The 5,814-nt window shown below is 73.1% G+C and carries 4 protein-coding genes and 3 pseudogenes; 5 read left to right on the forward strand and 2 right to left on the reverse strand.

The annotated features are described in order from the left end of the window. Positions 1 to 332 (reverse strand): annotated as a pseudogene (locus ABD317_RS32785) (hypothetical protein); the annotation flags it as partial. Between the two features lie 225 nt (positions 333 to 557). Here ABD317_RS32785 and ABD317_RS32790 point away from each other — a divergent pair. From ABD317_RS32790 to ABD317_RS32810, 5 genes and pseudogenes are all read left to right on the forward strand, one after another. Next, positions 558 to 1,026 (forward strand): annotated as a pseudogene (locus tag ABD317_RS32790) (NUDIX domain-containing protein). Between the two features lie 313 nt (positions 1,027 to 1,339). Next, the gene (locus ABD317_RS32795; protein WP_344294825.1) at positions 1,340 to 1,690 is read left to right on the forward strand and encodes a hypothetical protein; all 351 of its coding nucleotides are present in this window, start codon (positions 1,340 to 1,342) and stop codon (positions 1,688 to 1,690) included. 29 nt (positions 1,691 to 1,719) lie between these two features. Then, the gene (locus tag ABD317_RS32800) at positions 1,720 to 3,708 is read left to right on the forward strand and encodes a hypothetical protein (RefSeq protein ID WP_344294827.1); all 1,989 of its coding nucleotides are present in this window, start codon (positions 1,720 to 1,722) and stop codon (positions 3,706 to 3,708) included. Then, entirely contained in the window at positions 3,593 to 4,735 is a 1,143-nt protein-coding gene (locus tag ABD317_RS32805; RefSeq protein ID WP_344294829.1) for an RHS repeat domain-containing protein, read from the forward strand. Before ABD317_RS32800 ends, ABD317_RS32805 begins: the two co-directional genes overlap by 116 nt. Further along, positions 4,732 to 5,199, forward strand: a complete 468-nt coding sequence (locus tag ABD317_RS32810; protein ID WP_344294831.1) for an SUKH-3 domain-containing protein — start codon at positions 4,732 to 4,734, stop codon at positions 5,197 to 5,199. The genes ABD317_RS32805 and ABD317_RS32810 overlap by 4 nt, the downstream gene beginning before the upstream one ends. A 41-nt stretch (positions 5,200 to 5,240) precedes the next feature. Here the strand turns inward: ABD317_RS32810 and ABD317_RS32815 are convergent. Then, positions 5,241 to 5,814, reverse strand: a pseudogene (locus ABD317_RS32815) (hypothetical protein); the annotation flags it as partial.

Genomic DNA, 5,814 nt, shown 5'->3' on the forward strand with positions numbered 1-5,814 from the left:
GCCGCCCAGGCGAGCGCCGCGGGCGGCCCGCCGGCGACGACGGCGACCCCGGCCACGAGAGCCGTGAACCAGGCCACCGCAACGACCAGCGACAGCACCACCGTCACCGGCACGCCGCCGAGCCCCAGGACGGCCGGCACGACCGCGAACCCGCCGGCGCCGCGCCCGCCGTCCGCCGCGCCGCCGCCGGTGCCGTCGGCGCCGGCGGCGCCGAAGCCGTCGCCGACGGCACCCGTCACCGCGGCGAACAGCCAGTAGACGACCACGACGACCAGCGCGAAGCTGAAGACGACGGCCGGAAATCCCAGCGCCGCAGCCACGAAAGCACCCATGCCGTCCCCCCTCTGCCGCGCCGGGCGGTCCCCCTCCTACCGCCCGGCGCCGGCGGAATTCACCGTGCCATCCCGTACATCCGGAAACACTGCCTGTTCCCGGCAGTCTTCGCGCACGGTCGATGCACGGATACGGTGAGGCAAGAGCATCCCGGGCATCCCGGCCGGGCCCGGCCATACCGCGCCGCCCCGCGCGACACACCGTCACCGCGGTCGAGGAGTCCCATGGCCCGTACCGAGTAACTACGACGACCCGGCCGCACCCGAGCCCAACAGCCTCGTCGCCGCGGCCTCCGCCGTGGTGACCGACGACGAGGGCCGCATCCTGCTGCAGCGCCGGCGGGACAACGGCCTGTGGGCGCTGCCCGGCGGCGGCATGGACCTGGGCGACACGCTGCCCGGCTGCGCGGTGCGGGAGGTGAAGGAGGAGACGGGCCTCGACGTCGAGGTGACGGGGGTGGTCGGCACGTACACCGATCCGCGGCACGTCGTCGCGTACAGCGACGGCGAGGTACGGCGGCAGTTCAACGTCTGCTTCACAGCACGCGTCGTCGGCGGAACGCTCGCGATCTCCGAGGAGTCGACGGAGCTGCGCTACGTCGCCCCAGCCGACCTGCCCGACCTCCCGATGCACCCCACCCAACGCCTCCGCCTCCACCACTACCTGACCCACCCCACCCCGTACCTGGGCTAACCGCCCCCGCACCGGAGGCCCGGGCGCCCGGCGTGCAACCGTACGTGCGCCTTTCGCCGTCTTCACCCCGGAGTGTCTCTGAGCGGCTTTCTCGACCGGCGATGCGGGGAGTGGGGACCTGTGGGGAGTCGTCCGACGGACTGGCACGTGCTCGACCTCGACGAGGACCCGACGCCGGGTGATCCGGAGCGGGTGAAGCAACTGACCCGGGAGCTGCACGATTTCGCCGCTCGCCGCCTACTGGCCGAAGCTGGAACGCGCCCAGTCCCTCGCGGACAAGGCGTTAGCCAGGGGCCGCGAGGCCCGCAACGAGTTGTCGTCCGCGACCGGCAGGCTGGACTCGGCCACCTCCTGGGTCGAACGCGCCACCGCCAAAACCGAGGAGTACGACGAGAAGGAGGGCAAGGACAAGCCCGACGACTCCGAGGTCCGCGCCGCCGCCCGCAACGCCACCGACGCCAAGTCCGCCCAGGCCGGCGCCCAACGGGCCGTCGACAATGCCGAAGCGGGTCTGGAAGCGGCCAAGAAGATGGCCGCCGACGCCAAGAAGATGCGTGAGGATGCGGCGTCAAGCCGGGCGGCGCGATCTCCGTGCACCGGCCCGAGGACGGCCGGACCCTGCGGTTCGAGCCGCACGGTGACGCGGGGGCCGGTCTCGGCCTGACCCGGATCGATGACCGCAACGGGAACGCCGTGTCCGTCGAGTACGACGAAGCCGGCCGCCCTGTCGAACTCCGGCACAGCGGCGGCTACCGGCTGGGGCTGGCGACCGAGGCCGGCCGCGTCACCGCGCTGACCCTGCGCAGTGCTCCGGGAGAGCCCGTGCTCCGACGCTACGGGTACGACCCCCGGGGCAACCTCACCGAGGTGTTCGACGGCGCGGGCGAACCGTTCCGGCTCTCCTACGACGACGACCACCGCATCACCGGCTGGGAGGACCGCAACGGTACCCGCTACCGCTACGAGTACGACGCCGCGGGCCGGTGCACGGCCGCCCGTGGCACGGACGGCATCCTCGACTACACGTACACGTACGACGAAGAGACCCTCACCACGCGGGCGACGAACTCCCTGGGCCAGACCACCACCTATCGCCTCAACGACGCCTGGCAGCCCGTCGCGGAGACCGACCCCCTGGGCAATACGACGATCCGCACCTGGGATGCCGACAACCGGCTGCTCTCGTACACCGACCCGGCCGGCCACACGACGCGATACACGTACGACGCCGCAGGCAACCCGGTGACCATCGAATATCCGGGTGCCCGCACCGCCCGGCTGACGTACAACGACTTCGGCCTGCCCACCACCCTCACCGCCCCCGGCGGGGAGACCTACCGCCGCGAGTACGACGCCGCCGGGCAACTGGTCGCGACGGTGGATCCGCTCGGCGCCACGACGCGCTTCGAGCGGGACGGGCGGGGCCGTCTGACGCGGATCGTCCGGCCGTCGGGCCGCGTCCAGGAGGTCGACACCGACGGCGCGGGCCAGCCGACCCGCGTGGCGGAGGCGGACGGCACCGCGGTGACCTACACCTACGACCCCATGGGGCGGATCGCCACGACCTCCGACCGGGCCGGATCCGTCAGCCGGTTCTCCTGGAGCACGACCGGGCGGCTCCTCACCCGGGAGACTCCGGCCGGCGGTGTGGAGCGCTTCGCCTACGACGCCGAGGGCAACATGCTCGCGTACACAGACGCGCTCGGCGCCACCACGCACTTCGAGTACGGCCCCTTCGACAAGGTCACCGCACGCGCCAACCCCGACGGCGGGCGCCTCACGTTCCGCTACGACACGGAGTGCCGGCTGGTGGAGCTGGGGAACGCCGTCGGACAGACCTGGACGTACCGCTACGACGCGGCCGGCAGAGTGGTCGGCGAGACGGACTTCGCCGGTGTCGACACCGCGTACGAACTCGATGCCAGGGGCCTCGTCGTGGCGTGTACCCGCGCGGACGGTGGGGCCCTGCGCTACACCCGTGACGCCGACGGCAACGTGGTGCGCAAACTCGTCGGCGAGCAGTCCACGACGTACGAGTTCGACCCCTCGGGCAGGCTGGTGGCTGCCGCGAACCACCACGCCGAGGTGCTCTTCGAGCGGGACGCGGCCGGGCGGGTGCTGGCGGAGGTGTGCAACGGGCGAGCCGTGCGCAGCACGTTCGACCTCGCCGGCCGCCGCACCGGCCGCGTCACCCCCGCCGGTGTCGAGAGCACCTGGGACTACGGCCCGGGCGCCCGTCCCCGAGACGCTCGTCACCGCGGGACACACGATCGGGTTCGACCACGACCCGGTCGCGCGTCGCCGGCGCACGACCTTCGACGGCGTCACGCTGCTCACCCAGACCTGGGACGCCGCCGGCCGGCCGGCGGTACAGCGGCTGGGCCGCGGCACCGGGGCCCGCAGCCGCGAGTTCACCTACGGGCCGGCCGGTACGCCGACCGCGGTCGCGGACACCGCGGGCGGTCGACGGGACTTCACCGCCGACCCCATGGGCCGGATCACTGGAGTCCGGACCCCGGGCGGCGCCGAATCGTACGCCTACGACGCGAACGGCAACCTGCTCCGGGTGCCGGGCGAACGGCGCACGGCGTACGAGTACGACGCCCGCGGCCGGGTCGTCCGGCGGATCCGCCGGCTGCTCTCCGGCGGACGCCGCGAGTGGCGGTACGCCTGGGACGGTGAGGACCGCCTCGTCCGGCTCGTCGAGCCGGACGGCACGACCTGGCGGTACCTCCACGACCCGCTGGGCCGCCGGACGGCCAAGGAACGGCTCGCGCCCGACGGCACGCCGGCCGGGCGCACGGACTTCGCCTGGGACGGCGCCCGGGTCGTCGAGGAGCTGACGCCGGAGACGGCGACCGTCTGGGAGTACGCCCCGGGCATGCACCGGCCCCTGCTGCAGACCGAGCGCCGCACGTCCGGCCCCGGGGAGACGACCGAACACAGCCACCTGATAGTGACCGACGCGGCGGGCACCCCCACGGAGCTGCTCGATCCGGCGGGCGAGATCGCCTGGGAACGCCGTGCCGACCTGTGGGGGGCGCCGCTGGCGGGCGCAGCGACGACGGACACACGCTGCCGACTCGGCTTTCCCGGCCAGTATCTGGACGACGAGTCGGGCCTCTACTACAACCTGCGCCGCTACTACGACCCGGACATGGTCCGGTACCTCTCTCCCGACCCGCTGGGCCCCGCCGCCGGCCCCAACCACACCGGCTACGTCGCCGACCCGCTCATCGACTCCGACCCGTGGGGTCTGGTGCTGGCGCAGTGCATGAGCACGGAGCTGGGCAGCGCGCTGGCCGAGGCCAACCGCCTGAACCTGGCGGGCAGTCCGAGGATCAACATGGTGTCGGTGGCGCGCATCAGAGGCACCGACATCGTCGCCCGCGGCTTCTCGGGCCCCACGGGCCGACCCGCCTACTTCGAGGACGAGGTGGTCTCGGCGCTGCGCAACGGCGGACAGATGGACTGGGACGCGGCGAACTGTGCGGAGATCCGGGCGGTGAGCAACCTGATCGCCGAGAACGGCGTCGACCTCCGGCACCTCGGGGACGGCCAGAACCCCTTCCGGGAGATAGAGTTCCTGACCGTGGATGTCCAGTCGCGACTGCCGGAAGCCGCTTGCCTCTCCTGTCAGAGCGTCCTGGTACGCAACGGTGCCGAAGACCTGGCCCCGAGCATGCCCTCAGGCTGGATGTTCAGTTGACGGCGAAGCTCACCCCCCAGGCTCTCGACTCACTGCGCGCAGCGGGGTGGTACCCCGGGCGACGGGTGGAGATCGGCGACGTGGTCGCCAGACTGGAGTCGCTGGAGATCACCGTTCACCCCGCGGCCCGCGGCTTCCTCGTCGAGTACGGCGACCTCCACCTCGTCCATGAGCCCTCCGCGGAGATCAACGGGCGGCTCGTGCACAGCTTCACCGACACCGACTACGCCCGGAAGACCACCGAGCACGGCGCGATCTTCCGGGCCGCCGTCACCGAGGCGGTGGGTGCGGCCGTGTGCCCGGTGGCGCGGACGAGTTTTCACGTCACGATCTACGTGGCGGAGGACGGCCGCTTCTACGGCGACCGGGACGCTGCCGTCTACCTTTTCGGCGAGGACGCCGAGGCGTTCCTCAACCTGGCGGTGACGGGGCGGAAGCCGCCGCTGTTCGCGGGGTTCGAGTAGCCCGGGAAACGGTCCTGACGCGCCTCGGCCGGGGGCGGGGTTTACTTCGGGGTGATCACCACCGTTACCGTGCGGTTTCTCGCGTCCTCGTCGTACGGTGCTTCCCGCTGGTCCGCGCTGGCCGTCGTGAACGCCGTCAGCGGCTTGCCGCTCGCCGTGCTCAGTTCGCGGGCCGCGATCAGGGCGCGCCAGAGCGCGACCACCGAGCCGCCGCGGCGGGGGGCGTCGGGGACGGTGGCGGCGTGGCCGTGGATCTCGATGCGGGCTTCGAGGGCGGTCAGGTGCCCGCCCAGGGCGGCGAGCCGGGCGGCGCCCTGCGGGGTCAGTTCCGCGCCGGTGGCGAAGAGGCCCTCCGTGAAGGCCACCTCCACCGACGGGCCCCGGAGCCGGGGGCGTACGCCCGGGGCCCGGAGGGTTCGGGCCAGGTCGCGGGCCGCGGCCGTGCGGCGGGCGGCCTCCCGGGTGCGGGCGGTCTCCTCGGCGGCCGCCACCTCCTTCCGTACACGCTGCTCGATCTGCCGGTCGGCGGCGACCGCCGACTCCGCGACCGGCTCCGTCCGGTCGCCGTCGACCAGCGCCACCGCTCCCGTCGCCACCTGGGCCGCGGGCCACCCC

It is taken from the genome of Streptomyces synnematoformans (assembly GCF_039531005.1).
In the GTDB taxonomy this organism is placed as follows: domain Bacteria; phylum Actinomycetota; class Actinomycetes; order Streptomycetales; family Streptomycetaceae; genus Streptomyces; species Streptomyces synnematoformans.